The organism is Xanthomonas rydalmerensis, from assembly GCF_033170385.1.
GTDB lineage: Bacteria > Pseudomonadota > Gammaproteobacteria > Xanthomonadales > Xanthomonadaceae > Xanthomonas_A > Xanthomonas_A rydalmerensis.
Window position 1 is genome coordinate 1,406,546 of sequence record NZ_CP126170.1, and the last position, 23,783, is coordinate 1,430,328.

Annotated in this window: 19 protein-coding genes; 12 read left to right on the forward strand and 7 right to left on the reverse strand. The window is 70.0% G+C overall.

What is annotated here, in order from left to right; all coding sequences use genetic code 11:
• Positions 1 to 176 precede the first annotated feature (176 nt).
• Together QN245_RS05830 and QN245_RS05835 are read right to left on the reverse strand one after the other, a co-directional pair.
• On the reverse strand, positions 177 to 2,567 hold the full coding sequence (locus QN245_RS05830) for a TonB-dependent receptor plug domain-containing protein (protein WP_317844794.1): 2,391 nt from the start codon (positions 2,565 to 2,567) through the stop codon (positions 177 to 179).
• Positions 2,568 to 2,898: 331 nt separating this feature from the next.
• Positions 2,899 to 5,289 carry a TonB-dependent receptor plug domain-containing protein gene (locus QN245_RS05835; protein ID WP_317844795.1) on the reverse strand — a complete coding sequence of 797 codons (2,391 nt, stop codon included), beginning with the start codon at positions 5,287 to 5,289 and terminating at the stop codon, positions 2,899 to 2,901.
• Between the two features lie 254 nt (positions 5,290 to 5,543).
• On the opposite strand from QN245_RS05835, the gene QN245_RS05840 reads away from it, so the two are divergent.
• Together QN245_RS05840 and QN245_RS05845 are read left to right on the forward strand one after the other, a co-directional pair.
• Positions 5,544 to 7,403, forward strand: coding sequence for an ABC-F family ATP-binding cassette domain-containing protein (locus QN245_RS05840; protein WP_160969073.1), 1,860 nt, complete (start codon positions 5,544 to 5,546; stop codon positions 7,401 to 7,403).
• 168 nt (positions 7,404 to 7,571) lie between these two features.
• Positions 7,572 to 8,006 carry a YcxB family protein gene (locus QN245_RS05845; protein WP_317844796.1) on the forward strand — a complete coding sequence of 145 codons (435 nt, stop codon included), beginning with the start codon at positions 7,572 to 7,574 and terminating at the stop codon, positions 8,004 to 8,006.
• 312 nt (positions 8,007 to 8,318) lie between these two features.
• On the opposite strand, the gene QN245_RS05850 is transcribed toward QN245_RS05845, so the two are convergent.
• Both QN245_RS05850 and QN245_RS05855 read right to left on the reverse strand, forming a co-directional pair.
• Positions 8,319 to 8,609: a hypothetical protein gene (locus tag QN245_RS05850; protein ID WP_260302979.1), complete on the reverse strand. Its 291-nt coding sequence runs from the start codon at positions 8,607 to 8,609 to the stop codon at positions 8,319 to 8,321.
• A gap of 206 nt (positions 8,610 to 8,815) precedes the next feature.
• Positions 8,816 to 9,694 carry a LysR substrate-binding domain-containing protein gene (locus tag QN245_RS05855; protein ID WP_317844797.1) on the reverse strand — a complete coding sequence of 293 codons (879 nt, stop codon included), beginning with the start codon at positions 9,692 to 9,694 and terminating at the stop codon, positions 8,816 to 8,818.
• 98 nt (positions 9,695 to 9,792) lie between these two features.
• Between QN245_RS05855 and bla the strand changes: the two genes are divergently transcribed.
• The 3 genes from bla to QN245_RS05870 are packed head-to-tail and all read left to right on the forward strand — an operon-like array spanning position 9,793 to position 11,886.
• Positions 9,793 to 10,701, forward strand: coding sequence for a class A beta-lactamase (gene bla, locus QN245_RS05860; RefSeq protein ID WP_317844798.1), 909 nt, complete (start codon positions 9,793 to 9,795; stop codon positions 10,699 to 10,701).
• 55 nt (positions 10,702 to 10,756) lie between these two features.
• Entirely contained in the window at positions 10,757 to 10,897 is a 141-nt protein-coding gene (locus QN245_RS05865; RefSeq protein ID WP_317844799.1) for a hypothetical protein, read from the forward strand.
• Between the two features lie 41 nt (positions 10,898 to 10,938).
• Positions 10,939 to 11,886, forward strand: coding sequence for an alpha/beta hydrolase (locus QN245_RS05870; protein WP_317844800.1), 948 nt, complete (start codon positions 10,939 to 10,941; stop codon positions 11,884 to 11,886).
• A gap of 146 nt (positions 11,887 to 12,032) precedes the next feature.
• Here the strand turns inward: QN245_RS05870 and QN245_RS05875 are convergent, their stop codons facing one another.
• The gene (locus tag QN245_RS05875; protein ID WP_317844801.1) at positions 12,033 to 14,189 is read right to left on the reverse strand and encodes a phosphocholine-specific phospholipase C; all 2,157 of its coding nucleotides are present in this window, start codon (positions 14,187 to 14,189) and stop codon (positions 12,033 to 12,035) included.
• Positions 14,190 to 14,259: 70 nt separating this feature from the next.
• A complete protein-coding gene (locus QN245_RS05880; protein WP_317844802.1) occupies positions 14,260 to 16,656 on the reverse strand; it encodes a TonB-dependent receptor in 2,397 nt (798 codons plus the stop codon).
• A gap of 494 nt (positions 16,657 to 17,150) precedes the next feature.
• On the opposite strand from QN245_RS05880, the gene QN245_RS05885 reads away from it, so the two are divergent.
• Positions 17,151 to 18,425 carry a cation:proton antiporter gene (locus QN245_RS05885; RefSeq protein WP_317844803.1) on the forward strand — a complete coding sequence of 425 codons (1,275 nt, stop codon included), beginning with the start codon at positions 17,151 to 17,153 and terminating at the stop codon, positions 18,423 to 18,425.
• A 71-nt stretch (positions 18,426 to 18,496) separates the two neighbouring features.
• The gene (locus QN245_RS05890; protein ID WP_317844804.1) at positions 18,497 to 18,838 is read left to right on the forward strand and encodes an FmdB family zinc ribbon protein; all 342 of its coding nucleotides are present in this window, start codon (positions 18,497 to 18,499) and stop codon (positions 18,836 to 18,838) included.
• A 168-nt stretch (positions 18,839 to 19,006) separates the two neighbouring features.
• On the opposite strand, the gene QN245_RS05895 is transcribed toward QN245_RS05890, so the two are convergent.
• Positions 19,007 to 19,954, reverse strand: a complete 948-nt coding sequence (locus QN245_RS05895; protein WP_160969057.1) for a DUF3011 domain-containing protein — start codon at positions 19,952 to 19,954, stop codon at positions 19,007 to 19,009.
• Between the two features lie 157 nt (positions 19,955 to 20,111).
• On the opposite strand from QN245_RS05895, the gene aspS reads away from it, so the two are divergent.
• The 5 genes from aspS (at position 20,112) to QN245_RS05920 (ending at position 23,770) form a co-directional block, all read left to right on the forward strand.
• Positions 20,112 to 21,863: an aspartate--tRNA ligase gene (gene aspS, locus QN245_RS05900; protein ID WP_184446960.1), complete on the forward strand. Its 1,752-nt coding sequence runs from the start codon at positions 20,112 to 20,114 to the stop codon at positions 21,861 to 21,863.
• A gap of 33 nt (positions 21,864 to 21,896) precedes the next feature.
• On the forward strand, positions 21,897 to 22,202 hold the full coding sequence (locus QN245_RS05905; protein WP_184645560.1) for a DNA primase: 306 nt from the start codon (positions 21,897 to 21,899) through the stop codon (positions 22,200 to 22,202).
• A gap of 3 nt (positions 22,203 to 22,205) precedes the next feature.
• A complete protein-coding gene (locus QN245_RS05910) occupies positions 22,206 to 22,724 on the forward strand; it encodes a GNAT family N-acetyltransferase (RefSeq protein WP_160969054.1) in 519 nt (172 codons plus the stop codon).
• A 100-nt stretch (positions 22,725 to 22,824) separates the two neighbouring features.
• Positions 22,825 to 23,136, forward strand: coding sequence for an I78 family peptidase inhibitor (locus tag QN245_RS05915; RefSeq protein WP_317844805.1), 312 nt, complete (start codon positions 22,825 to 22,827; stop codon positions 23,134 to 23,136).
• A 7-nt stretch (positions 23,137 to 23,143) separates the two neighbouring features.
• The gene (locus QN245_RS05920; protein ID WP_184645562.1) at positions 23,144 to 23,770 is read left to right on the forward strand and encodes an esterase/lipase family protein; all 627 of its coding nucleotides are present in this window, start codon (positions 23,144 to 23,146) and stop codon (positions 23,768 to 23,770) included.
• The last annotated feature ends 13 nt before the right edge of the window (positions 23,771 to 23,783 follow it).

Sequence of the window (23,783 nt, forward strand, 5' to 3'; positions counted from 1 at the left end):
CGGCTGAAGCCGCTCCTACAAGAAGCCACGGGCCGCCACAGCACGGCACGCTGCGAACAATCCCCAATCCCCAATCCCCAATCCCCAATCCCGAATCCCGAACACAACAACGGCCCGGAAACCCGGGCCGTCGTCATGCCGCTCAACGTAGGCGCGATCGACGCCCACTCATGCGATCACCAGCGGTAATTGATCCGCCCGTACACGTAGGCGCCGTTGAAGCCGTACGGCGAGTAGTTGCTGTACGGCAGCATGCCGTAGGTGGAGTTGATCAGGTTGTCGGTCTTGTCCGGGTACTGGTCGAACACGTTGTCCGCGCCCAGCGTCAGCGTCCAGTTCGTGCTCGGCTTGAAGCTGGCCGAGGCGTCGACCACCCAGTCCGCGCCGTAGGTCTGGTCGCGGGTGGCGGTGGCCGAATTGCGCACGGTGAACTCGCCGTAGCGGGTGGCGGCCAGGCTCAGGTCCCACTTCGGCAGCTTCCAGGTGCCGCTGAAGATCAGCTTGTCCTTCGGGTAGCTGTCCTCCAGGCGGCCGATCTCGTCGCGGCCCAGGGTGGTCTGGGTCGAGCCGATGGCGGCCAGCGCCTGCGGCTGGGTCACCGCATGGGTGATGTCGGTCTTGCTGTAGCCGTAGCTGGCGGTGAGGTCCAGCGTGCTGGCCGCCAACGGGATGCTGTAGGTGCCGACCACGTCGACGCCGCGGGTGCGGGTGTCGGCGGCGTTGCTGAAGTAACGCACGCTGGTGACGTTGCTGTAGCCGAGCTCGCGCAGTTGTCCCAGCACCGCCGCGTCGTTGAGGTTGGACGACAGCAGGATGCGGTCGTCGATCTCGATCTGGTACGCGTCCACGGTCAGGTACAGGCGCTCGACCGGCTGCAGCACCAGGCCCAGGCTGTAGGACAGCGAGGTCTCGGCCTTCAGCGGCGCGGCGCCCAGCGCCTGGGCCACGGCGCTGTTCACCGGGAAGGTGCCGGATTCGAAGAAGCTGCCGTTGATGTAGCTGCTGGTCACCGCCTGGTACTGCTGCTGCGCCAGCGACGGCGCGCGGAAGCCGCTGGCGACAGTGCCGCGCAGCGCCACCTTGTCGGTGAACGCGTAGCGCGCCGACAGCTTGCCGGAGGTCTTGCTGCCGAAATCCGAGTAGTCCTCGTAGCGGCCGGTGAGGCCGGCGGAGAACTTGTCGGTGAGGTCGGCTTCCAGTCCCGCATACACCGCGTAGTTGTGGCGGTCCGAATGCACGGCGTTGAGCGGCGCGAAGCCGGCGAAACCCTGCGCGCCGCCGGTGGTGCCGGTGTACGAAGCCGGCTCGCCCGGCGACTGGTTCCACTTCTCCTGGCGGTATTCGGCGCCGAAGGATAGCGTCACCGGATAGGCCAGGCCCCACTCCAGCGGCTGGGTGAAGTCGGCATTGACTGCGTTCTGGGTGTACTCCAGCGCGCCGTCGTAGAAGCGACTCGGGCTGTCGACGCCGAGGCTGTAGTTGATGCTGTTGGCGGTGTGGAAGTCGACCTTGTTGTAGCCGTAGTTGTAGCTGACGTCCCAGGTGAAGCCGCCGGCGATGCTGCCCTTCAGGCCGGCGACCAGCGAGCGGTCCTTGGAGTACTGCTCGATCTGCGGCACGTAGCCGTCGGGATAGACCTGCGCCAGCAGCGCGGTCTGGCCGTTGTGGTTGGGCGAGCGGTAGAACGCGAACGAGGTGATGTCGCGGTTGCTGGCGATCGCGGTAGCGTAGCCGGTGAGGTTGTCGCTGAAGCGGAACTCGCTGTTGGCCGAGACCGCGGTGGCGTCGACCTTGGGGTCGCCGTAGACGAAGGTGGTCTGGCCGATGCCGGGGTAGTTGCCGGTGTTCGGCGCGGTGCCCTGGTAGGGGCCGGCGCGGTTGGTGGCGTCCTGCTGGCTGATCTGCCCGGCCACGTGCAGGCTGCCGCGGCCGTCGCCGAAGCCGACACCGGCGTCGCCGGAGAGTTGCGACTTGGCGCCGTCGCCGGCCGAGTACTGGCCGTGCTCCACGGCCAGGCTGCCGCCTTCGCCGGCGCCCTTGAGCACGATGTTGACCACGCCGGCGATGGCGTCGGAGCCGTACTGCGCCGAGGCGCCGTCGCGCAGCACTTCCACCCGCTCGATCGCGGCGATCGGGATCGCGTTGAGATCCACCGCCGAGGAACCGCGGCCGATGGTGCCGTTGACGTTGATCATCGCCGAGGTGTGGCGGCGCTTGCCGTTGACCAGCACCAGCACCTGGTCGGGCGAGAGCCCGCGCAGCTGCGCCGGGCGGATGCCGCTGGTGCCGTCGGTCAAGGCCGGGCGCGGGAAGTTCAGCGAGGGCAGCGCGCGCGACAGCGCGGTCGCCAATTCCGAGGTGCCGGTGGCCTGCAGCGCCTCGGGAGTGATGATGTCGATCGGCGATTGCGACTCGGCGACGGTGCGGTCGCTGACGCGGGTGCCGGTGACGATCACCGTGTCCAGCGTGCTGGGCGTGCTGGGTGCGTCGGACGCGGTCTGGGCGAAGGAGGGGGCGGCGAGGGCGGCGAGCACGGCGCTCGTCAGCAGCGACAACGGACGGTTCATGGAAACTCCAGCAGGTGCCGAAACGGCAGGTGAAGCCGCGGCGGCCGGCAAGGCCGGCGGGCCGCGTCCTCAGGGATGTCTAATTATTTTTTAACATGCGTGCTGCGTCGCAGGATGCAAGCGCATGTTCTTATTCCATTACGTTCTAAGGGTCGGCAGAACGCCGTGTGCCGCCGCCGAGAGTGGACGGCAGTCGCAATGGCGAGGCGGCTATGCAGGCCGAGCAGCGCCCGCGCCCCATCGGGACAGCTGCGGCATCGGCCTGTTGGCCGCGCGAAGTCACGCGTGGCAAGGCGTCGCCGCTTGTCGCGGCGACGCCCGCCAGGTTCGCTCAGAAGCGGTAGCTCACCCGTCCGTACCAATAGCGCCCGTTGAAGCCGAACGGCGACAGCGGCGAGTACTGCAGGCCGTTGGGCCGGTCGTCGTAGATGTTGTTGAGCGCGGTCCGGGTCGGGTACTGGTTGGTGACGTTGTCGGCGCCGACGGTGAAGGTCAGGTCGTGCCAGGCATAGCTGGTGGACAGGTTCAGCAGCCAGCGTGCGGCGAAGCCCTGGTCCTGGCTGCCGTCGGCCTCGTCGCCGCGGCGGGTGATGGCGCCGTAGCGGGTGGCGTCGCCGTGCAGGGTCCAGCCGGCCAGGCTCCAGTCGCCGCTGAGCACGTACTTGGTGCGCGGCGTGGCATCGGTCAGCAGGCCCTGGCTGGCGCGGCCGAAGTTCGGATCGGAGATCTCCAGGATCTCGATCTTGTTGTAGTTGGCGCTGAAACTGAGGTTGAGCGTGCCGGCGCGGTCGAGGTCGAGCAGGTAATTGTTCACCCAGTCCACGCCGCGGGTGCGGGTGGTGGCGCCGTTGACGAAGAACTGTGCGGCGCTGACCTGGCCGATCGGCTCGGCCAGCGAGATCTGGTCCGAATACAGGATCTGGTCCCAGATGCGGATCTGGTACAGGTCCAGGGTGGCGTTGAAGCCGCCGCCCGGTTGCCAGACCGCACCGATGCTGTAGTTGGTGGATTTCTCCGGCGACAGCGGCTTGGCGCCGAGGGCGATGGCCACCGGATCGGAGGTGCGGTAGGTGCCGATCTGGCTGAGGACGCCGTCCACCGGCAGGGTCACCACCGAGGCGTAGTTCTGTTGCGCCAGCGAGGGCGCGCGGAAGCCGTTGGAGATGGTGCCGCGGATGGCGAAGGCGTCGTTGAGCTGGTAGCGCGCCGACAGCTTGCCCGAGCGGGTGGTGCCGGCATCGCTGTAGTCCTCGTAGCGCGCGGCCACGCCGCCGGACAGGCGCTCGGTCAGGTCCGCTTCCAGGTCGGCGTACACCGCCTTGCTGTGGCGCTGGAATTGCCCGGCCACGGTCGGCGACAGGCCGGGGAACACTTGCGAGCCGCCGGGGTAGGGCGCGCCGGTCTCGGGGTTGATGGCGTTCGGATCGAAGTAGATCGAGGTGGGTGAGCCGGCCACCACGGCGTACTTGTCCTGCCGGTATTCGGCGCCGAAGGCGAGGTTCACCGGGTAGGCCAGGCCCCAGTCCAGCGACTTGCTGAAGTCGGCGTTGAGCGCGTTCTGCTCGTTGCGGAAGCCGCCGGCGTTGAAGCGCGTCGGCGAGGCGCCGGTGCTCCAGTACAGGTTGGTGTTGATGGTGTTGCGCAGGTCGAAGGTGACGTCGTTCTTGCCGTAGTCGGCGGAGACGTCCCAGGTCCAGCCGTTGTCGGTGCTGCCCTTGACGCCGAGCACCGCGGCGCGGTCGTTGGAAGGGTTGTAGATCTGCGGCAGGTAGCCGTTGGGATAGACCGCCTGCACGTTGCGGTCGCTGTTGTCCCAGGCGCGGTAGTAGCCGTTGGACAGCACCTCGCGGCGGCTGAAGTTGGCGTAGCCGTACAGGTCGACGTGCGGGGTGAGCGCGTAGCCGAAATTGACCAAGCCCTGGTAGGTCTTGACCGCCGGGTCGCCGTAGCGCTCGTAGGGCACGCCGCTGGGGTTGGCGGCGCCGGCGAGGGTGGTGGCCTTGTCGGTGTTCTCGGCGCGATTGGTGTTCATCGCGTTCTGGTAGTTCCACGACACTCGCACCCAGCCCGGCGCCTCGCCGCCCGGCGCGCCGCCGAAGGCCAGACCGTAGGAGCCGTCGATACCGTTCTGCGCGCCGTCGCCCTTGTCCATGATGCCGCCGTTGACCGCGACGCTGTTGCTGCCGGCCTTGGCGCCATGTTTGAGGACGATGTTGATGACGCCGGCGATGGCGTCGGAGCCGTATTGCGCGGAGGCGCCGTCGCGCAGTACCTCGATGCGCGCGATCGCCGACATTGGGATCGAGTTGAGGTCGGCCGGCGCCGAGCCGCGCCCGACCGAGGGGTTGTAGTTGACCAGCGAGGTGGTGTGGTAGCGCTTGCCGTCCAGCAGCACCAGCACCGCATCCGGCGACAGGCCGCGCAGGGTCGCCGGGCGCAGCGCGTCGTTGCCGTCGTTGATCGCCGGGCGCGGGAAGTTCAGCGACGGCAACAACTTGCCGAGGGCGCTGGCGAGGTCGCTGGCGCCGGTGGCCTGCAGCGCCTCGGGCGCGATGATGTCGATCGGCGACTGCGATTCGGCCACCGTGCGGTCGGAGATGCGGGTGCCGGTGACGATGATGTTGTCCAGCGTGGTCGGTGCCTGCTGGGACTGGGCGAGGCTGTTGGCGGAGGCGAGCGCGAGCAGGACGGCACTGACGAGGTGGAGGCGGCGTTGCGTCATCGGGCGGAGACTCCAGTGGCTGGGAGGATTGGCGTGGGTCTGGCGATTTCCGGTGTGGGCGGGGCAATGCTGCGGTGCAGCGATTGCCATCGGATTGAAATCCGTTTTTCACGCCGGCGCGTATACAAAAACGGACCTGGGTCGGATTTTCTCGGTGCCCCGGGTGCCGCCCCGGACGCCGCCGCGTCGCCGCCCGGGTGGGCCGGCGTCGGCGAAGCGGCTACACTTCCGCCTCGCTAGCCGAGTGCCCTGCCTTGATTTCCCTACGTAATTTCGCCTTGCGCCGCGGCGAGCGGCTGTTGCTGTCCAATGTCGACCTCACCCTGCATGCCGGCTACCGGGTGGGCGTGGTCGGCCGCAACGGGGCCGGCAAGTCCAGCCTGTTCGCGGCGGTGAAGGGCGAACTGGAGGCCGACAAGGGCGACGTCGACCTGCCCGGCAAGGTGCGCATCGCCAGCGTCGCCCAGGAAACCCCGTCGCTGCCGGACCCGGCACTGAGCTTCGTGCTCGGTGGCGACACCGCGGTGGCCGCGGTGCTGAGCGAAGAGGCCGAGGCGACCGCGCGCGAGGACTGGGAGGCGGTCGCCGCCGCGCACACCAAGATGGCCGAGATGGGCGCCTACGACGCCGATGCGCGTGCCGGCAAGCTGCTGCATGGCCTCGGCTTCCCGGCCGAGACCCATCACCGCGCGGTGTCCTCGTTCTCCGGCGGCTGGCGCGTGCGCCTGAACCTGGCGCGCGCGCTGATGATGCCCAGCGACCTGCTGCTGCTCGACGAACCGACCAATCACCTCGACCTGGACGCGGTGTACTGGCTGGAGCAGTGGCTGCTGAAGTACCCGGGCACGCTGCTGCTGATCTCGCACGACCGCGAGTTCCTCGACAACGTCGCCACCCACACCCTGCACCTGCACGGTGGCGGCGCCAAGCTCTATCCGGGCGGCTATACCGATTTCGAACGTCAGCGCGCCGAACAACTGCGCCAGCAGCAGATCGCGCACGAGAAGGAACAGGCCGAGCGCGCCCACCTGCAGAGCTTCATCGACCGCTTCAAGGCCCAGGCCAGCAAGGCCGCGCAGGCGCAGAGCCGGATGAAGCGTCTGGCCAAGCTGGCCGGTACCGAAGCGGTGCGCGCCGAGCGCGAGTTCCGCATCGAATTCGCGCCGCCGGCCAAACTGCCGTTCTCGCTGATCCGCCTGAACCATGTCGAGGCCGGCTACGGCAGCGACGCGGTCATTCTGCACAACGTGGGCTTTGGCCTGGAAGCCGGCCAGCGCATCGGCCTGCTCGGCCCCAACGGTGCCGGTAAGACCACGCTGGTGAAGACCCTGGTGGGCGAGCTGGCGCCGCTTGCAGGGGAACGCGCCGCCCATCCGGACCTGCGCATCGGCTACTTCGCCCAGCACACGGTGGAGTCGCTGCATGAAGGCCAGTCGCCGATGGAACACTTCCGCGACCTGGCCCCGGATGCGCCGAACCAGGCGTTCCGCGACTTCCTCGGCAAGTGGAATTTCCCGGGTGACCGTGCGTTCGAGCCGGTGGACGGCTTCTCCGGCGGCGAGCGCGCGCGCCTGGCGCTGGCGCTGATCGCCTGGCAGCAGCCGAACGTGCTGCTGCTGGACGAACCGACCAACCATCTCGATCTGGAAATGCGCGAGGCGCTGGCCGAGGCGCTGGCCGATTTCGACGGCGCCATCGTCATGGTCTCGCACGACCGCCACCTGATCGGCCTGGTCTGCGATACCTTCTGGCGCGTGGCCGACGGCGTGGTGGAGCCGTTCGACGGCGACCTCGACGCCTACGCCGCGTGGCTACGCACCCGGCCGGCCGCGCAGGGCACCAAGCAGAAACTGGCCGAGGCCGCGCCGACCCCGCCGCCGCCGGTCAAGCCGCTGCCGGCGAAGAAGCCGCCGAACCCGCACAAGCTGGCCGCCGCAGAGAAGCGCGTGGGCGAACTGGAAGCCACCCTGGCCGAGCTCGATCGCCAGCTCGCCGACCCGCGCAGCTATGCCGATGCGGAGAAGATGGCGGTGCTGGGCCGCGACCGCGAAGCGACCGCGCGCGATCTGGCGCAGGCCGAGCAGGCGTGGATGGAGTTGATCGACGGCGCCTGATGGCGTCGCACAGGCCGGCCGCGCGCAACGCGGCCGACGCCCCATCCCGCAGGCCCGGCCGGCGCGGTCATGCCTTCATGGAGCGACGACGATGATCAGCGGCACCATCCGCCTGGACGATTTCCTGCGCAACGCCTGCATCATCGATACAAGCTGCGCCGCGCACTGATGCGGATGGGCGGTGCGTTCCTGCTCGGCGTATTGCTGTTGTTGTCTGACGCGCGCGGTGGCTGGGCGAGCGTCCTGGGCGAGGCGCTGGTCTTCTTCAGTTGCGGTGCTCCGATCTGGCTGGCCTTGTGGTACGGCTGGGTCGTGCCGAGCAAGCTGCTGTTCCTCTACACGCAGCAGGAGTCGCTGCGGCATCGCTTCACCTATGCATGGGACCAGGTGGGCATCCGCATCACCTGGCCGAACGGCGAGGTACACCGCCGCTGGCGCGATTACGTCCGGTATCGCGAGAGTCCGCGGGTGTTGCTGCTGTACCACAACGACGGCATGTTCGACGTGGTGCCGACGGCATGGTTTGCCGACGCCGCACAGCGCGACGCGTTCCGGCGGCTGGCGGCGCGGGTGGGAACCGGAACTGGCAAGTCCACCGTGTAGCAGGCGCTCAGGTTGCGGCGTGCGCTGGACATGCATGCGATGTGGATGTCCGCGCTTGGTCCAGGCACGCCGGAGCGCGAGTGGGCACACCCCCTGTGGGAGGGGCTTCAGCCCCGACGCCTCACTGTCCCAGCCGACGGAAAGCCCCACCCGCAAGGCATGCGCAAGCGCCCAGGGCCCGGGCGCTGCGCGTGGCCAGCGCGGACGCTCTGGCGGCAGTGACACACGTGCCCCAGCGCCATGGTCGCGATGGGTGTGTCGGCTAGAAGAGGACGGTCGGTTCGGCCGGCGCGTTGCGCCGGCCTGCGGTGCTCAGGCAGCGGCGCTGGCCACGACCAGCAAGCCGCCGGCGATCGCTGCCCAGTCCAGCGGCGTGCGCGAGCGCAGGCTCTTCAGTGAGGGGCGGGCGGTCGGCGTGGGTCGCAGGCCGGCCTTGAGCGCCATCAGCGCCAGGCCCGCGGCACTGAGCGCCCAATGCCATTCGCTGGCGCCACCGCGCAGGAAATAGGCCAGATGCAGCACACACAGACAGGCCAGTACGGCGGCCAGCACGACGTCACGCGAGACCAGGCCCGGACGGGTGGTCAGGACACCACGGTTCATCAACATGTTTCCCCCTGGACGATAGGCGCCTTCCCCGGCGCACACTGCGACTGCGACCGGGATCATATTTCGGGCTTGCACGGCCGCCAAGCGGCAGTGCACAAAATCTTCACATGGCTGTCAAAGCCTGCTGGTAGGCGTAGCAAGGCACGTGCCGGATGTGCGCAGGTGGCGTGGAAGGCGACGTGCAGCACTGGCCCTGCCGCTCAGTCGGGATGTGCGGCCTGCTCGGCCAGCAACCATTCGCGCAGCCGCCGCCCCGCGTCGCTTTCCGCCCGCGAGCGCAATCGGGTCAGCCAATAGCGGCCCAGGTCGATGCGGGTCGGAAACGGGCATACCAGGCGCCCGGCATCCAGGTCCTGGGCGAACAGCCGCAGCGGCAGCAAGGCCACGCCGTGGCCGGTCGCGGCGATGCTGGCCAGAGTCAGCGAGGCATCGCAGATCGGGCCGCCGGCCTGCACTTCGGGCGCGCCGGCGGCCTGCAGCCAGCGCGGCCATTCGTCCAGCCGGTAGGAGCGCAGCAGCGTGGTCCTGGCGAGGTCGGCGGGTGTGCGCAGCCGTGGCGCCAGCGCCGGCGCGCACACCGGCGCGAACGGCGCATCCAGGATCGGCGTGGCGTACTGGCCCTGCCAGTCGCCGTCGCCGAAGCGGATCGCCAGATCCAGGCCTTCGCCGGCCAGGTCGACCCGGTTGTTGTGGGTGTACACGCGCAGTTCGATGCCCGGGTGCGCGGCGTGGAAGGCGTCCAGCCGTGGCAGCAGCCAGCCCACCGCGAAGGTGCCGACCACGCCCACGCTCAGCGTCTCGCGATAGCGGCCGCCGGCGAAGCGCTGCAGGGTGGAGGCGATGCGGTCGAAGGCCTCGGTCAGCACCGGATGCAGGCGCAGGCCTTCGTCGGTCAGGGCCACGCCGCGCGGCAGGCGCTGGAACAGCACCACGCCCAGGCGCGCCTCCAGTTGCTTGATCTGGTGGCTCAGTGCGGCCTGGGTCACGCACAGCTCGGCCGCGGCGCGGGTGAGGTTCTGGTGCCGCGCTGCGGCCTCGAAGGCGCGCAGGGCGTTCAGCGGCAGGTGCGGACGGATCATTGCCAGGTATCAATTGGGCTCATGGGTGCGATTGAATAACCTCGCTGGTGGGGGCAGGTCAATGCGGCCATCATCCTGGCTCCCGACGGAGATGGACGATGCTGACGAGACGACGGTTCCTGCAGGGCGTGGGCATGGGCGCGAGCCTGCTGGCGGTGGCTGCAGTGCAGGCAAGAACGCCGCAAAACAAGGCGCCAACGCTACAGCAGCGACTGGCCGAGATCGAGCGGCGCAGCGGTGGCCGGCTCGGCGTGAGCCTGCTCGACGGCAGCGGCGCGGTGCTCGGCGGACAGCGCCAGGACGAGCGCTTCCCGCTGTGCAGTACCTTCAAATTTCTATTGGCAGGGGCGGTGCTGCAGCGGGTCGATCGTGGCGAGTTGACCCTGGAGCGGCGCCTGCCGGTGCGCAAGGCGGATCTGCTGGGGAATTCGCCGGTGTCCGAGCGCCATGTGGGCGGCACGCTCAGCGTGGCCGAGCTGTGCCGTGCGGCGATGATCTACAGCGACAACGCCGCGGCCAACCTGCTGCTGCCGCTGGTCGGCGACCCGCCCGGCGTGACCCGCTTCCTGCGTGCGCTGGGCGATACGCAGACCCAACTGGATCGCAACGAGCCGGGCATGAACGATTTTGTCGCCGGCGATCCGCGCGACACCACCACGCCGGCGGCGATGGCGGCGACGATGCGCACCCTGTTGCTCGGGGAGGCGCTGCAACCCGTCTCGCGGCAGCGCCTGATCGGCTGGATGCGCGACAACCGCACCGGCAAGGATTGCCTGCGCGCCGGCCTGCCGGCGGGCTGGCAGATCGGCGACAAGACCGGCAGCAACGGCACCGATACCCGCAACGACATCGCCATCGTGTGGGCGCCAGGACGGCCCACGCCGCTGCTGCTGACCGCTTATCTCAATGGCGCCACGGTCGACAGCGCCGCGCGCGATGCGGCGCTGAAGGCGGTGGCGCAGGCGGTGGTGGCCACGCTGCCGGCGCAGGCGCCGCGCGCCGGCTAGTCGCTCTCCGTAGGGCCGACTTCAATCGCGACGGGCTTTACCGGGAAGGTCCGTCGTGGCTGATCCCACAAAAGGCGACAACAGCGGTTCCTACCCGACGCCGCTCGCGATCATCGGCGTCGCCATTCTGTCCATGTCGCGCGCGATCGCCTGCGTTGTACCCAACGGCCACAGCCGCCGCGGCCGTGCCACCTGATCGTGCGGTCCCTTCCAGTCCCTTCCTGTTTGGAGCGTCCCATGCGTCGATTCGTATGCTGTTCGTTCGCCATCGCCCTCGGGCTGTTCGCCCACGCCGTGCACGCCCGGGTCTGGGAACCCACGCCGGGCCACGTGCAGGTGCCGATCTGGCCCCGCGCGGTGCCGTACGCCTTGCCGCATCCGAAGCCGGAAACAGGCGGTCCGGGGGCCAGGATCGACAACGTCAGCCGGCCGACCATGACGGTGTATCCGGCGCAGGGCCACAACACCGGCGCCGCGGTGGTGGTGTTTCCCGGCGGCGGTTATCAAATGCTGGCGATGGACCTGGAGGGCACGGAGATCTGCGACTGGCTGACCTCGCGCGGCATCACCTGCGTGCTGTTGAAGTACCGCGTGCCGAACTCGGGCCCGACCTGGGTCGATGGCCATCGTTACTACCCGAAGGTGCAGACCGCACTGCAGGACGCGCAGCGCACGCTGGGCCTGGTGCGCCAGCAGGCCGCGACCTGGGGCGTGGACCCGCACAAGATCGGGGTGATGGGCTTTTCCGCTGGCGGCCACCTGGTGGCCGCGGCGAGCACGCACTTCGCTCAGCGCACCTATCCGCTGGTGGATGCCGCCGATCGCGTCAGCTGCCGCCCGGACTTCGCCATCGCTGTGTATCCAGGCCACCTGTGGGCGCACGAGGACGAAGATGACGACACCCGCGATCCCACCGATCTGGCCTTGCGTCCGGACATCCGCGTCGTCGCCGACACTCCGCCCACCTTCCTGCTGCAGGCCCAGGACGACCACGTGGACGGCGTCTCGCAGGTGCTGGCGTATTACGTCGCCCTCAACCACGCCGACGTGCCGACGGAAATGCATATCTATGCCAAGGGCGGCCACGCTTTCGGCCTGCGTGCAAAGAACCTCCCGATCGCGCAGTGGCCGCAGCTGGTGGAGACCTGGCTGCGGACGATCGGGGTGCTTGAGAGCCGGGATTAGATTAGGGAGTCGGGATTGGGGATTCGTAAAAGCGGCTTCCGCGGGAGTCGGAGTTAGGTCGCACCATTCGGGATTGGCGGAAACGCATCAGCGTGCAGGCGCCGCCCTTGCCAATCCCCAATCCCGACTCCCCAATCCCGCCCGCCTCAGACGGGTCCCGGTCCTTGATAGTTGGGCGGGCCCTCCTGATACAGCCGCGCCGGCCCGCCCATCGCCGGATCGCTGATGCCGGGCTTGCCGGTTTCCATGCGGCCGGCCAGGCGCTGACGCGCGTGGTCCTGGACCAGCCACAGGTCGTACCAGCCGCCGCTCGGCTTGGCGCTCCAGCGCATGCGCTGCTCGGCACCAGGCGCCAGCGTCACCTGCTGGCGCGGCTGTGCCTGCGCATAGGCGGCCGGTTCCAGGGACACGCTGAGCGGGTCGGGGCCGGGATTGCGCAGCACCAGGCACAGCGTCTGCGCGTCGTCCGGGTCCTGGACGATGTCTGCCTGCAGCAGCGGAGCGCTCAGATCGCCGCGGTAGTGGCGATGGAAGCCGTTGGGGCCGAGCAGCCACAGGTCGTAGTCGCCGTCGTAGGTGGTCCAGGTGCCGTTCAGGCTTGCACCGGCGCCCACCGTGTAGCGGCGCGGGATCGACTCCAGCAGGTAGCGGTCGTAGACGTGCAGCACCGTCGCGGCGCCGGTGTTGGTCATGCGCAACTGCACTTCGCCGCGCTCGAGCACGTACTGCAACTGCACCGTCGGCCGATACGGTAGCGCGCGTGCGCGGCGCACGCCGAATGCCTGTCGTGGCGCCTGCAGCTGCGTCGGCAGCGGCGGCAGCGCATGCTCGCGCAGCGCCGCGGCGCGTGCCGCCGCCTCGCGCACGTCCGGCAGGTCGGCGACGAAAGGGCGCGTATCGATCTGGCGGAAATCGAAGGCGTCGAGCAGGTCGCCACAGACCGCGCGGCGCCACGGGGTCAGGCCGGTGGCGGCGACGCCGAAGCGGCGCTCCAGCAGGCGCAGCACCGAGGTGTGGTCGTAGACCTGCGAATCGACCCAGCCGCCACGGCTCCATGGCGAGATCACGTACAGCGGCACGCGCGGGCCGAGGCCGTAGGGCCGCCCGCGCAGCTCCGGCGGGTCGACCTTGGCATCGCCCGGTGCCGGGTGCAGGTGGTATTCGCCGTCGGTGGGGATGCTGGAGGCGCCGGCCCAGCCGCCGGCCGCGGACGGGTCGGGCGAGGGCGGGGCCGGCGGCGGCACGTGGTCGAAGAAGCCGTCGTTCTCGTCGAACATCAGCAGCAGCGCGGTGCGCGCCCACACCTTGGGATCGGCGGTCAGCGCGTCGAGCACGCGCGCGGTGTAGGCCGCGCCCTGCGCCGGGCTGGACGGATCGGGATGCTCGCTGCCGGCGGCGTCGGCGATGATGAAGCTCACCGACGGCAGCCGCGCGGCCAGCACGTCCTCGCGCAACTGCGCCAGGCTGCGGCTGGAGACGCCGCGTGCGCGCAACTGCGGATCGTGCCCGGGCGCACCGCGCCAGGCCGCGCGGAACGGCGCGAAGCCGGCCAGCGGGTTGTCGGTGAAGTTGTCCGCCATGTCCTGGTAGATCTGCCAGGACACGCCGGCCTGCTGCAGCGCCTCGACGTAGCTGGGCCAGCGGTAGTCGTCCGGGGCGCCGCCCAGTTCCGGGAAGTTGTCGTGCGAGTTGGCGATGATCGGGCCGCCGGCGCGGGCGTGCGGATCGTTCTGCCCGGTCCACAGGAACACGCGGTTGGGATTGGTGCCGGCCTGGATCGCGCAGTGGTAGGCGTCGCACACGGTGAAGGCTTCGGCCAGGGCGAACTGGAACGGCAGGTCGTCGCGTTCGTAGTAGGCCAGAGCGTGGTCGCGCTTGGCCGCCGGCCATTGGCCCATGCGGCCGTGGTCCCAGGCCTGCTGTGCGTTCGGCCAGGTATGCGGGGTGCCTTGCACGCGCATGGTGGCGAAGTTGTGCGCGGTGCGCAGCGGGAACGGTGCCAACGGGCGGCTGCCGTCGGCGCTGGGCTGCAGCCACACCGTGCGCGCGGCGATGCCGGGCAGCGTCGGTGCGGGGATCGGGAAGCGGTCGCCGAAGCCGCGCACGCCGGCCAGGCTGCCGAAGTAATGGTCGAAGGCGCGGTTCTCCTGCATCAGGATCACCACGTGCTGCAGATCGTCGAGGGTGCCGCTGCGCACGTCCGGGGCGATCGCCGCGGCGCGGGCGATGCTCGGCGGCAGCAGTCCGGCGGCGCTGGCGGTGAGGCCGGCGCGGAGCAGCCGGCGGCGGGTCTGGTCGGTCATGGCGGTCCGGGGAAACACAAAACGGCGGCAGCCGCGATCGGCTGCCGCCGCGAGACTGCCACGGCGCCGGTTACAGGTCGACCATGAAGGTCAGGCCGACCGTGCGCGGCGGCGCGATGAAGGCGCTGTCGCTGCCGTCCACGCCGTTGAGGTAGCGCTTGTCGGTGAGGTTGCTGATCACCAGGTCCAGCCTGGCCTGCTGCAGCTGCGGGCTCAGCCCGCCCAAGGCGATGCCGAGATTGGCGTCGAAGGTGGTCACCGCATCCAGCGACGCGCTGTTGGCCGCGTCCAGGTAGCGCCGGCCCAGGTAGCGGCCGGACAGGCCGCCGTGCCAGCGCTGGCCCTGCCAGTCGGCCGACAGCACCAGGGTCTGCCGCGGCTGGCCGATCACCTGCGAGCCCGGTGCGATCTCCAGTGCCTGGTCACGCGCGGCGTTGCCGCTGCCCAGGTAGGTCGCCTTGTTGTAGGTGTAGGCGCCGTTGAGCCGCCAGCCGTTGTCCCAGGCGTAGCCCAGCGCCAGTTCCACGCCGCGCGCGTGCACGCCGCCGAAGTTCTCGTAGACGCCGTCGGTCTCGCCCAGGTAGTCGATGCCGGTGACGAAGTTGGCCGGCACGTAGACGATGCGGTTGTCGAAGCGGATGTCGTACAGGGTGATGCTGCCGGTCAGCGGCCAGCGGCTCATGCGCAGGCCCACCTCGACGTTGTCGGCGGTTTCCGGCTTGACCTTGCTCAGCACCAGCGGATCGGTCTCGCCGAGCACGCCGGAGGGAATCGCGGCGAAGTTCTGCGAGAAGCCGGCGAAGGCCTCCACGCCCTTGAGCGGCGTGGTCCAGGTCAGGCCGGCGGAGAACAGCGGATCGGAGTGCGAATCCGATTCGATGTGCGCGGCGTCGCCGATGTGGCGGTCGCGGGTCTGGTCGACGAAGAACTGCTTCAAGCCCACGCGCCAGGCGAAGTCGCCATAGCGCATCACGTCCTCGGCGTAGTACATCTGCTCGTCGGTGCGGTAGTCGTCCTTGAACTGCACCCAGTACGGCACGTGGTCGAAGGCGATGTTGGTGCCGACGTCGAGCAGGCGGTGCCAGTCGCGGGTGACGCTGCGGTCGTAGCGTTCCAGCCACAGGCCGCCGCGCACGGTGTTGTGCAGCCCGCCGACGTCCTGCGCCCACTCCACGTCGGCGGTGACGCCGCCGCGCTGGTTGTCGTAGTGGCTGTGGCGGTAGGACTGCACTGGCAGCGAGCCTGTCGGGTAGCAGGCCGGGTTGGACTCGGCCGGCAGGGTCGCGGTGTCGGCGCAGCCCGGCAGCATGCTCGCGGCCGCGCCGCTGGGGGTGACGAAGTAGAGCTTGCCCAGGGCATTGCCGCCGTACACGGTGCGGCCGCCGGTGTATTCGGATTCCGGACGCCCGGCGCCGTCGTTGGTGACGTCCACCAGGTAGGGCGGGATCCAGTCGCCGCGGCCCTGCAGGCCGTGCCCATAGCCGGTCAGGGTGGCCTTGAAGCCGTTGCCGCCGTCGAACTGGCCGCGCAGGTAGCCGAAGGTGTTCTTGCGCAGCGCGCGCGAACCGGAGCGGTAGTTCTGGTCGTAGTAGGGGATGCCGGTGAGCCTGCCGGTGAGCAGGTCGTGGTCCGGATCGGTGGCGAACTGCGCCGGGGTGACGCTGCTGTATTCCGATTCGTTGGCGTCGTCGTAGGACAGGTACCCGCTGAGTGTCCATGCGCCGAGGTCGCTGACGAACTTGCCGGCCAGGTGGTCGCGGTTGGTGTGGCCGCTGCCGTCGATCCAGTCGTCGTTGCTGGCGTGCGAGCCACTGACCCAGGCGCGGGTGCCGCCGAGGTCGCCGCTGTCGTAGCGCGCGTAGTACTTGCGCGCCTGGTTGTCGCCGATGCCGAAGGCCATGCGCACGCGCTGCTGGTCCAGCGGCTCGCTGGTGAGGAAGTTGAGGGTGCCGCCCAGCGCTTCGTTGGAGCGCGAGGCGATGTCGGCGGTGCCCTGGCTGACCTCCACCGTCTCCAGGTCCAGCGTGTCGATGAAGCGGTTGGCCTTGGCGCCGCCGCCGTAGGCCGAGCCGCCGTTGGGCACGCCGTCGATGGTGGTGCCGATCTGCTGGTCGTCGCGGTTGGTGACGAAGCCGCGCATGCTGATCTGCGTGCCCCAGTCGGAGGAGCCGAACGCATCGGCCTCGGTGGCGATCACGCCGGGCAGCTCGTTGAGCGCATCGTTGACGCTGCTCATCGCGAACTGGCGGTCCAGCGCCTCCTTGCTGACGTTGATCTTGGCGTAGGTGGTGGCCTGGCCGAGCACCTGCACCTGGTCCAGGGTCGAGACCCGGTCGCTGCTGTCGGACGGGGCCGTGCCGTCGGCGCCGTCGCTGGCCTCGGCGGCGTGGGCGCAGCCGAGGCTGGTGGCCAGCGCCAGGGCCAGCAGGGTCGGGGCAGGGGTGCGGAAATACGCCGAAACGGTCATCGGGTGCGTGGCTTGCGTGAGGGGCGCTCATGGTCCGATCGAGCGGTTTCGTGCGTGTGACCGCGATCTTGCGAATTCATGCATCATGCGCAAATCGGCATGAAAGACGAGCCTGGCACGATGCGGCGGCATGCGCCGCGGCAACTGGCGGCCGGTAGCTGAAGCGGCGTGGCGGCGCTTGTGCCGCCTTCCGGGAGTGGGGCGTTGGCGCGCGCCACCCAGATGGTGGACGGCTGGCCGCTAGGATTGCGCTCCAGCGAGATCGCTGCGTGTGTGACGCCGCCGTTGGTGCCCGCGTCAGGCACGGCTGCCGGCATGCGCGATGGTTTCTTCGCAGCGAGGCCGTGTCCTCGCGTAGACGTGCAGCCGCACTCCGGCGCCGCACGGGCGCGCGACCGTGCCCGGGGTCCGGCCGTGATGGCGTACCACACGAGCAAACCGGCATCATCGCCCGCTGCCGCCGCCGGCGGGCCCGCACTGGAACCTCCTGCCCGATGAGTCACGAACTGATCTACCTGCTGCTGATCTTCGCCCTGCTGGTGATCCCGCGCGCGTTGCAGCGCTTCAAGATGCCGGCGCCGCTGACCTGCCTGCTGTTCGGCATCATCGCGATGCTGGCGATGGGGCCGCGTGCGCACGACCCGGTGGTGACCCTGCTGGCCACGCTCGGCATTTCCTCGCTGTTCCTGTTCGCCGGCCTGGAAGTGGACCCGAAGGCGCTGCGCCGCGGCTTGTGGCCGCTGCTGCTGCACCTGGTGGTGCGCGGCGCCACCCTGTTCGGTGTCGGCTGGCTGGCCTGGCGCCACGCCGGGTTGTCGTGGCAGGCGGCCGGATTGCTGGCGCTGGCCCTGCTGACGCCTTCCACCGGTTTCATCATCGAGTCGCTGGGGCGGCTGGGGCTGGACGAGGAAGAGCGGTTCTGGGTCACCAGCAAGGCCATCGCCGGCGAGTTGCTGGCGCTGGCGGCGCTGTTCGTGATCCTGCAGGCCGGCGATCCCTGGCAGATGGGCCTGTCCAGCCTGGCGCTGGTGGCGATGCTGGTCGGCCTGCCCCTGCTGTTCGTGGCCCTGGGGCGCTGGGTGGCGCCGCAGGCGCCGGGGTCGGAGTTCTCGCTGCTGGTGATGGTCGGCCTGATCGCTGCCTACATCACCTACTCGCTGGGCGTGTACTACCTGGTCGGCGCGTTCATCGCCGGGCTGGTGGCGCGGCTGCTGCGTCAGCGCATGCCGCTGCTGGCCTCCGACGAGAACCTGCAGGCGGTGCGCCTGTTCGCCTCGTTCTTCGTGCCGTTCTACTTCTTCAATGCCGGCACCAAGGTGCCGAGCGGGGCGCTGAGCCTGCAGGCGCTGGGCCTGGGCCTGGCCCTGACCGCCTGCGTGCTGCCGCTGCGCATCGGCATCCTCTGGCTGCAGCGGCGGGTGCTGTTCGGCGAGGGCGCGCGCAGCAGCCTGCGGGTGTCGCTGGCCCTGTCGCCGACGCTGATCTTCACCCTCGTCCTGGCCGGGATCCTGCGCGACCGCTTCGCCATCGCCGACGCGCTGTTCGGCGCATTGCTGCTGTACGCGGCCCTGACCACGTTGCTGCCGGCGCTGCTGCTGCGCATGCCCTTCGACGTCAGCCCGCTGGAAGCGGCGCCGCCTGCACCGGCGGATGCCGCGTCTGCGCAGGCGCCGGCCGAGCCGGTGGTGGAGGCGCCCGAGACGCCTGCGCCGACGCTGCCCGCGGGCGTGCCGGAGACGGCGCCGCGGCCCCAGCCCGGGCCGGCGTGAGCGAAGACGCTTGAAAGCCGGCGTGCGGCCCCCATACTGGCCGCCTCCGTTGCTCTCGCGTTTTTGCCGCCATGCCGATCTACGCTTTCCAATGTGCCGCATGCGGTCACAGCTTCGACCGCCTGCAGAAACTGTCCGATCCCGATCCGGAGACCTGTCCGTCCTGCGCCGCCTCGGCGGTCAAGCGCCAGCTCACAGCACCGGCGTTCCGCCTGTCCGGCAGCGGCTGGTACGAGACCGACTTCAAGAAGGACGGCGACAAGAAGCGCAACCTCGCCGAGTCGGGCAGCACCGGCGGTAGCGGGGACAGCAAGCCCGCAGCCGCAGCTGCGGCGTCCGACGCGCCGGCCAAGCCCGCGGCGGCGGCCACGCCCGCCGCGGCGCCCGCCGCAGCCAAGCCTGCGGCGACCTGAGTCTCGCCTCGGCCAACTGCCCGGTCGCTTAGCTCTTCGTAGGAGCGGCTTCAGCCGCGACCAGGCGTTACCCGGTCGCGGCTAATCCAAAAGAGCGGCAAGCGCCGCCCCTAACTCGACATATCACGCCATGCATCGGGCCGCGCGGGGCCCGGCGTTCGCCCTGGCTCAGCGCGCGCCGAAGCGTGCCCGGCAGCCGCCGTTGACCCACACCGTATTGCCTTCGTAGCCCCAGCTGCGGCCTTCCGCGCAGGTGGTGCCGGACAGTTGTTCGAGCAGCACCGGGCGGCCCTGGCGGCGATCCCAGGCGCAGGTGCGCAGGCGCTTGTCGTCGCTGCTGCAGGTCACCGTGTAACCGTTGTCCAGCGGCGGCCGGCCCGGTCCCCAGCCACCGCCGCCGCGGCCCTCGGCGAATTCGCCGCGACAGCCGTCGTCGACCCACACCGCGCCGTCGCGCGACCCCCAGGTGCGGCCCTCGATGCAGCGGGTGTCGGATAGCTGCCGCACCAGCGTGGCGTTGCGCCAGCCGGTCGGGCACACGCGCTGGCGCTGGTCCTGGCTTTCGCAGCGCACGGTGCCGGCCACGCCGCCACCACCACCGCCCCAGTTGCCGCCCGGTGCGCCGCGGCCTTCGACGAAGCGGCCGCGGCAGCCCTGGTCCACCCACACCACGCCGGGTGCCGAGCCCCAGGTGCGGCCTTCGATGCAGGGCGAATCGGACAGGGTGCCGACCAGCCGGGCTGGCCCGCGGAACGGCGTCGCGCATTGCTGGCGGCGGCGGTCGTTGCTGGAACAGGCGACGGTGCGGCCGTCGAAGCCCGGTTCCTGCCGCCAGCCATCGCCGCGGCCGCGCAGCGAAGTGGCGATGTCCTGCTGGATGTTGCCGAAGCCCCAGCCGCGGTCGATCTGGTCCAGGTAGAACTCGAGCTGATCGTCGGGGATCTGCCGGCCGCGCGACTGGTCGGCGTACTCGCGTTCGATCACCCGGACCCGGCCGGGGACCGACAGTTGCCGCAGGTCCTGCGGGGCGTAGGCGCGGGCGCTCTGGGCCGCCGCAGGTGCGCTGGTGAGGGCCAGTGCGGCGATCACCAGCCAACCGCCAAGGTGCTTCAACATGGGTTCTCTCCTCCCCGTGAATGGTGCGCGGACTATAGCCGCAGGCCAACTTAAGCCAGGATGAGCCATGCGCGATTTGCCCGCGCCGACGCGCCGCCGCAGAATACCGGGCTTGCTGGCGCCTTCTGCGCCGGCCGCCCCCTGTTTGGAGCTAGCGATGCGTACCCACTTCTGCGGCCTGGTCGACGAGACCCTGATCGGCCAAACCGTCACCCTGGCCGGCTGGACCGACGTGGCCCGCAATCTCGGCGGCGTGTGCTTCATCGACCTGCGCGACCACGAAGGCATCGTGCAGGTGATGGTGGAGCCGGAGAACGCGGAGGTGTTCAAGGTCGCCGCCAGCCTCGGCTACGAGGACGTGCTGCAGGTCGAGGGCGTGGTGCGTGCGCGGCATGCGGTCAACGACAAGCTGCGCAGCGGCAAGGTCGAAGTGATCGCCACGTCCATCACCGTGCTCAACAAGGCCGCGCCGCTGCCGTTCCATGCGCACGAGAACCCGGGCGAGGAAACCCGCCTGAAGTACCGCTACCTGGACCTGCGCCGTCCGGAGATGCAGCGCATGCAGCGCACCCGCATCAAGCTGGTGCAGGCGCTGCGCCGCTACCTGGACGAGCGCGGCTTCCAGGACATCGAGACCCCGATCCTGACCAAGGCCACCCCGGAAGGCGCGCGCGACTTCCTGGTGCCGGCGCGCATGCATCCGGGCGAGTTCTACGCGCTGCCGCAGTCGCCGCAGCTGTTCAAGCAGATCCTGATGGTGGCCGGCTTCGACCGCTACTACCAGATCGCGCGCTGCTTCCGCGACGAGGCGCTGCGCGCCGACCGCCAGCTCGAGTTCACCCAGCTCGACATGGAGTTCGCCTTCGTCCGCGAGCGCGACGTGCAGGACTTCGTCGAAGCCATGGTCCGCGCCATCTTCAAGGAGGTGGTCGACGTCGAACTGGCCGCCGAATTCCCGCGCATGACCTGGGCCGAGGCCATGCGCCGCTACGGCTCGGACAAGCCGGACCTGCGCATCGCGCTGGAGCTGACCGACGTGGCCGATCTGGTCAAGGACAGCGACTTCGCGGTGTTCAGCGCCGCGGCCGCCGATCCCGACGGCCGCGTCGCCGCGCTGCGCATTCCCGGCGGCGCCAGCCTCTCGCGCAAGCAGATCGACGAGTACGCCGCGCATGCCGCCAAGTACGGCGCCAAGGGCCTGGCCTACGTCAAGATCGCCGACAGCGGTGAGATCAGCTCGCCGATCCAGAAGTTCTTCGGCGAGGCCGCGTTCGCCGCGCTGCTCGCCCACGTCGGCGCCGGCAACGGCGACATCGTGTTCTTCGGCGCCGGCGCCTACGGCAAGGTCTCCGACTTCATGGGCGCGCTGCGCCTGAAGGCCGGCAAGGACTTCAACCTGGTCGCCGACGGCTGGCGGCCGCTGTGGGTCACCGACTTCCCGATGTTCGAGTGGGACGAGGAGGCGCAGCGCTACGTCGCCCTGCACCACCCGTTCACCGCGCCGGCGGTGGACGACATCGCCGAGTTGCGCACGCATGCCAAGACCGCGGTGTCGCGCGGCTACGACATGGTGCTCAACGGCAACGAGATCGGCGGCGGTTCGATCCGCATCCATCGCCCGGACATGCAGAGCGCGGTGTTCGAGCTGCTCGGCATCGGTGCCGAGGAAGCACGCGCCAAGTTCGGCTTCCTGCTGGATGCGCTGAACTACGGCGCGCCGCCGCATGGCGGCATCGCCTTCGGCATCGACCGCATCGCCGCGCTGATGGCCGGTACCGAGTCGATCCGCGACGTGATCCCGTTCCCCAAGACCACCGGCGCGCAGGACCTGATGACCGACGCGCCGTCGCCGATCGCCGACGCGCAGCTGGCCGAAGTGCACGTGCAGGTGCGCCCGCGGACGCAGTGACTCCTTTCCTCCAACCGTAGCGCAGGCCGACACATGAGCGAGACCGCATTCAATCTGGAGTGGGAAACCCTCGGCAACGAGGGCGCAATGGAGGCCATCGTCACCCAGCGCGCGCGCGTGTTCGGCGGCTGGCTGGTGCGCGCCGGCAGCGGCGCCAACGCGCCGCTGGCGTTCGTGCCGGATCCGGAGGGCCGTTGGGACGGCGAGGACTTCGGCGAGGACGATTACGAGTACGAGGAAGACGAAGAGGGAGAGGAAGAAGAGGACGAGGACGAGGAAGGCGACGACGAAGACGAGGACGACGTCGAGGACGCCGACCCCGCGCACCCGGCGCGCTGAGCCGTGCGCATCCGTCGCGCCACGCCGGACGATGCCGCGGCGGTGACCCGCATCGCCACGGCCACCTTCTGCGAAACCTTCGGCCATCTGTATCCCGCGCAGGACCTGCAGGCCTTCCTCGACGAGGCCTATTCGCTGGAGCGTGCCCAGGTCGTGCTGGCGCATCCGGACTACGCGATCTGGCTGGTCGAGCACGACGGCGCGGTGGTCGGGCACGCCGCAGCCGGCCCCTGTGGCCTGCCGCACGCCGAGGTGCGCCCCGGCGACGGCGAACTGAAGCGGCTGTACCTGCTGCGCGCACACCAGAACGGCGGTTGGGGCGCGCGGCTGTTCGATACCGCCCTGGCCTGGCTGGAACGCGACGGCCCGCGCACGCTGTGGGTGGGCGTGTGGTCGGAGAACCTGGGGGCGCAGCGTTTCTATGCGCGCTACGGCTTCGAGAAGGTCGGCACCTACGAATTCCCGGTGGGGCAGGTGCGCGATCTCGAATTCATCCTGCGCCGGCCGCCGCGCGCGGCCTGACGCCGTGCGGCCGGGCCAGGTCCCGGCACCGCCGCGTCGACATCGCGGCAACGAGGGCGCGTTAGAGTGCAGGCCTGTCCAGCCTGCAGGAGAACGCGCCATGTTCCGACCGTGGATGGGAATCGCCGCCGTGCTGCCGCTGCTGGCCGCGTGCGCGCCGCCGGCGGCGTTGCAGCCGGCCAGTGCCGGCCCCGCCGTGCAGGGCGATGGCCGCTGCAATGTCGACGCGGTGGCCTGGGCCGTCGGCCAGGAAGCCACCCAGGCGACCATGAGCCGGGTCTGGAAGGAGAGCGGAGCCGGCGTGGTGCGGCCGATCGCGCCGGGCCAGGCGGTGACTCGCGACCTGCGCCTTGACCGGCTCAATGTGTTCCTGGATGGCAGCAATCACATCGTCCGCACCACCTGCGGTTGAGCCGCCGATGGCCGCCGCGCCGCAGGTGCTGTTGCTGCACGGCATCTGGAACGCGCGGCCGTGGCTGCTGCCGCTGGCGCTACGCCTGCGCCGCGCCGGCTGGCGGGTCGCCAGTTTCGGCTATTCGACCGCCGTCGGCGGCGCCGAGGCCGCGCTGCCGCGGCTGCACGCGCGCATCGAGCGCCTGGCCGTTGCCGGCCCGGTGGCCCTGGTCGGGCATAGCCTCGGCGGCCTGATCGCGTTGCAGGCCTTGCGGCAGGCGCCCTCGTTGCCGGTGACCCGCGTGGTGTGCCTGGGCAGTCCGTTGGCGGGCAGTGCCGCCGCGCGCGCCCTGGCGCAGCGGCGGCTCGGCGTGGCGCTGGGCCGCAGCGCAGCGCTGTTGCAGCAGGGCGTGGCGCGTTGGGACGGGCCGGCCGAGGTCGGCATGATCGCCGGCACCGTGGCGCGCGGGCTGGGCGCTCGCTTCGCCGCGCTGGGGCCCGAGTCCGACGGCAGCGTGGCCCTGGCCGAGACCCGCGTGCCCGGTCTTGGCGATCACTGCCAGGTCCGCGCCAGCCACAGCGGCCTGCTGTTCTCGGCGGACGCCGCGCGGCAGACCGCCGCCTTCCTGCGCGACGGACGCTTCGCTGCCTGAGTCGATTTGTCGG

What these genes read in the sequence shown, in the direction of transcription:
- QN245_RS05830 (WP_317844794.1), bottom strand. Translation starts at nt 2,567, where the DNA reads ATGAACCGTCCGTTGTCGCTGCTGACGAGCGCCGTGCTCGCCGCCCTC.
- QN245_RS05835 (WP_317844795.1), bottom strand. Translation starts at nt 5,289, where the DNA reads ATGACGCAACGCCGCCTCCACCTCGTCAGTGCCGTCCTGCTCGCGCTC.
- QN245_RS05845 (WP_317844796.1), top strand. Translation starts at nt 7,572, where the DNA reads ATGCGGATGGGCGGTGCGTTCCTGCTCGGCGTATTGCTGTTGTTGTCT.
- QN245_RS05850 (WP_260302979.1), bottom strand. Translation starts at nt 8,609, where the DNA reads ATGAACCGTGGTGTCCTGACCACCCGTCCGGGCCTGGTCTCGCGTGAC.
- QN245_RS05855 (WP_317844797.1), bottom strand. Translation starts at nt 9,694, where the DNA reads ATGATCCGTCCGCACCTGCCGCTGAACGCCCTGCGCGCCTTCGAGGCC.
- bla (WP_317844798.1), top strand. Translation starts at nt 9,793, where the DNA reads ATGCTGACGAGACGACGGTTCCTGCAGGGCGTGGGCATGGGCGCGAGC.
- QN245_RS05870 (WP_317844800.1), top strand. Translation starts at nt 10,939, where the DNA reads ATGCGTCGATTCGTATGCTGTTCGTTCGCCATCGCCCTCGGGCTGTTC.
- QN245_RS05875 (WP_317844801.1), bottom strand. Translation starts at nt 14,189, where the DNA reads ATGACCGACCAGACCCGCCGCCGGCTGCTCCGCGCCGGCCTCACCGCC.
- QN245_RS05880 (WP_317844802.1), bottom strand. Translation starts at nt 16,656, where the DNA reads ATGACCGTTTCGGCGTATTTCCGCACCCCTGCCCCGACCCTGCTGGCC.
- QN245_RS05885 (WP_317844803.1), top strand. Translation starts at nt 17,151, where the DNA reads ATGAGTCACGAACTGATCTACCTGCTGCTGATCTTCGCCCTGCTGGTG.
- QN245_RS05890 (WP_317844804.1), top strand. Translation starts at nt 18,497, where the DNA reads ATGCCGATCTACGCTTTCCAATGTGCCGCATGCGGTCACAGCTTCGAC.
- QN245_RS05895 (WP_160969057.1), bottom strand. Translation starts at nt 19,954, where the DNA reads ATGTTGAAGCACCTTGGCGGTTGGCTGGTGATCGCCGCACTGGCCCTC.
- aspS (WP_184446960.1), top strand. Translation starts at nt 20,112, where the DNA reads ATGCGTACCCACTTCTGCGGCCTGGTCGACGAGACCCTGATCGGCCAA.
- QN245_RS05905 (WP_184645560.1), top strand. Translation starts at nt 21,897, where the DNA reads ATGAGCGAGACCGCATTCAATCTGGAGTGGGAAACCCTCGGCAACGAG.
- QN245_RS05915 (WP_317844805.1), top strand. Translation starts at nt 22,825, where the DNA reads ATGTTCCGACCGTGGATGGGAATCGCCGCCGTGCTGCCGCTGCTGGCC.
- QN245_RS05920 (WP_184645562.1), top strand. Translation starts at nt 23,144, where the DNA reads ATGGCCGCCGCGCCGCAGGTGCTGTTGCTGCACGGCATCTGGAACGCG.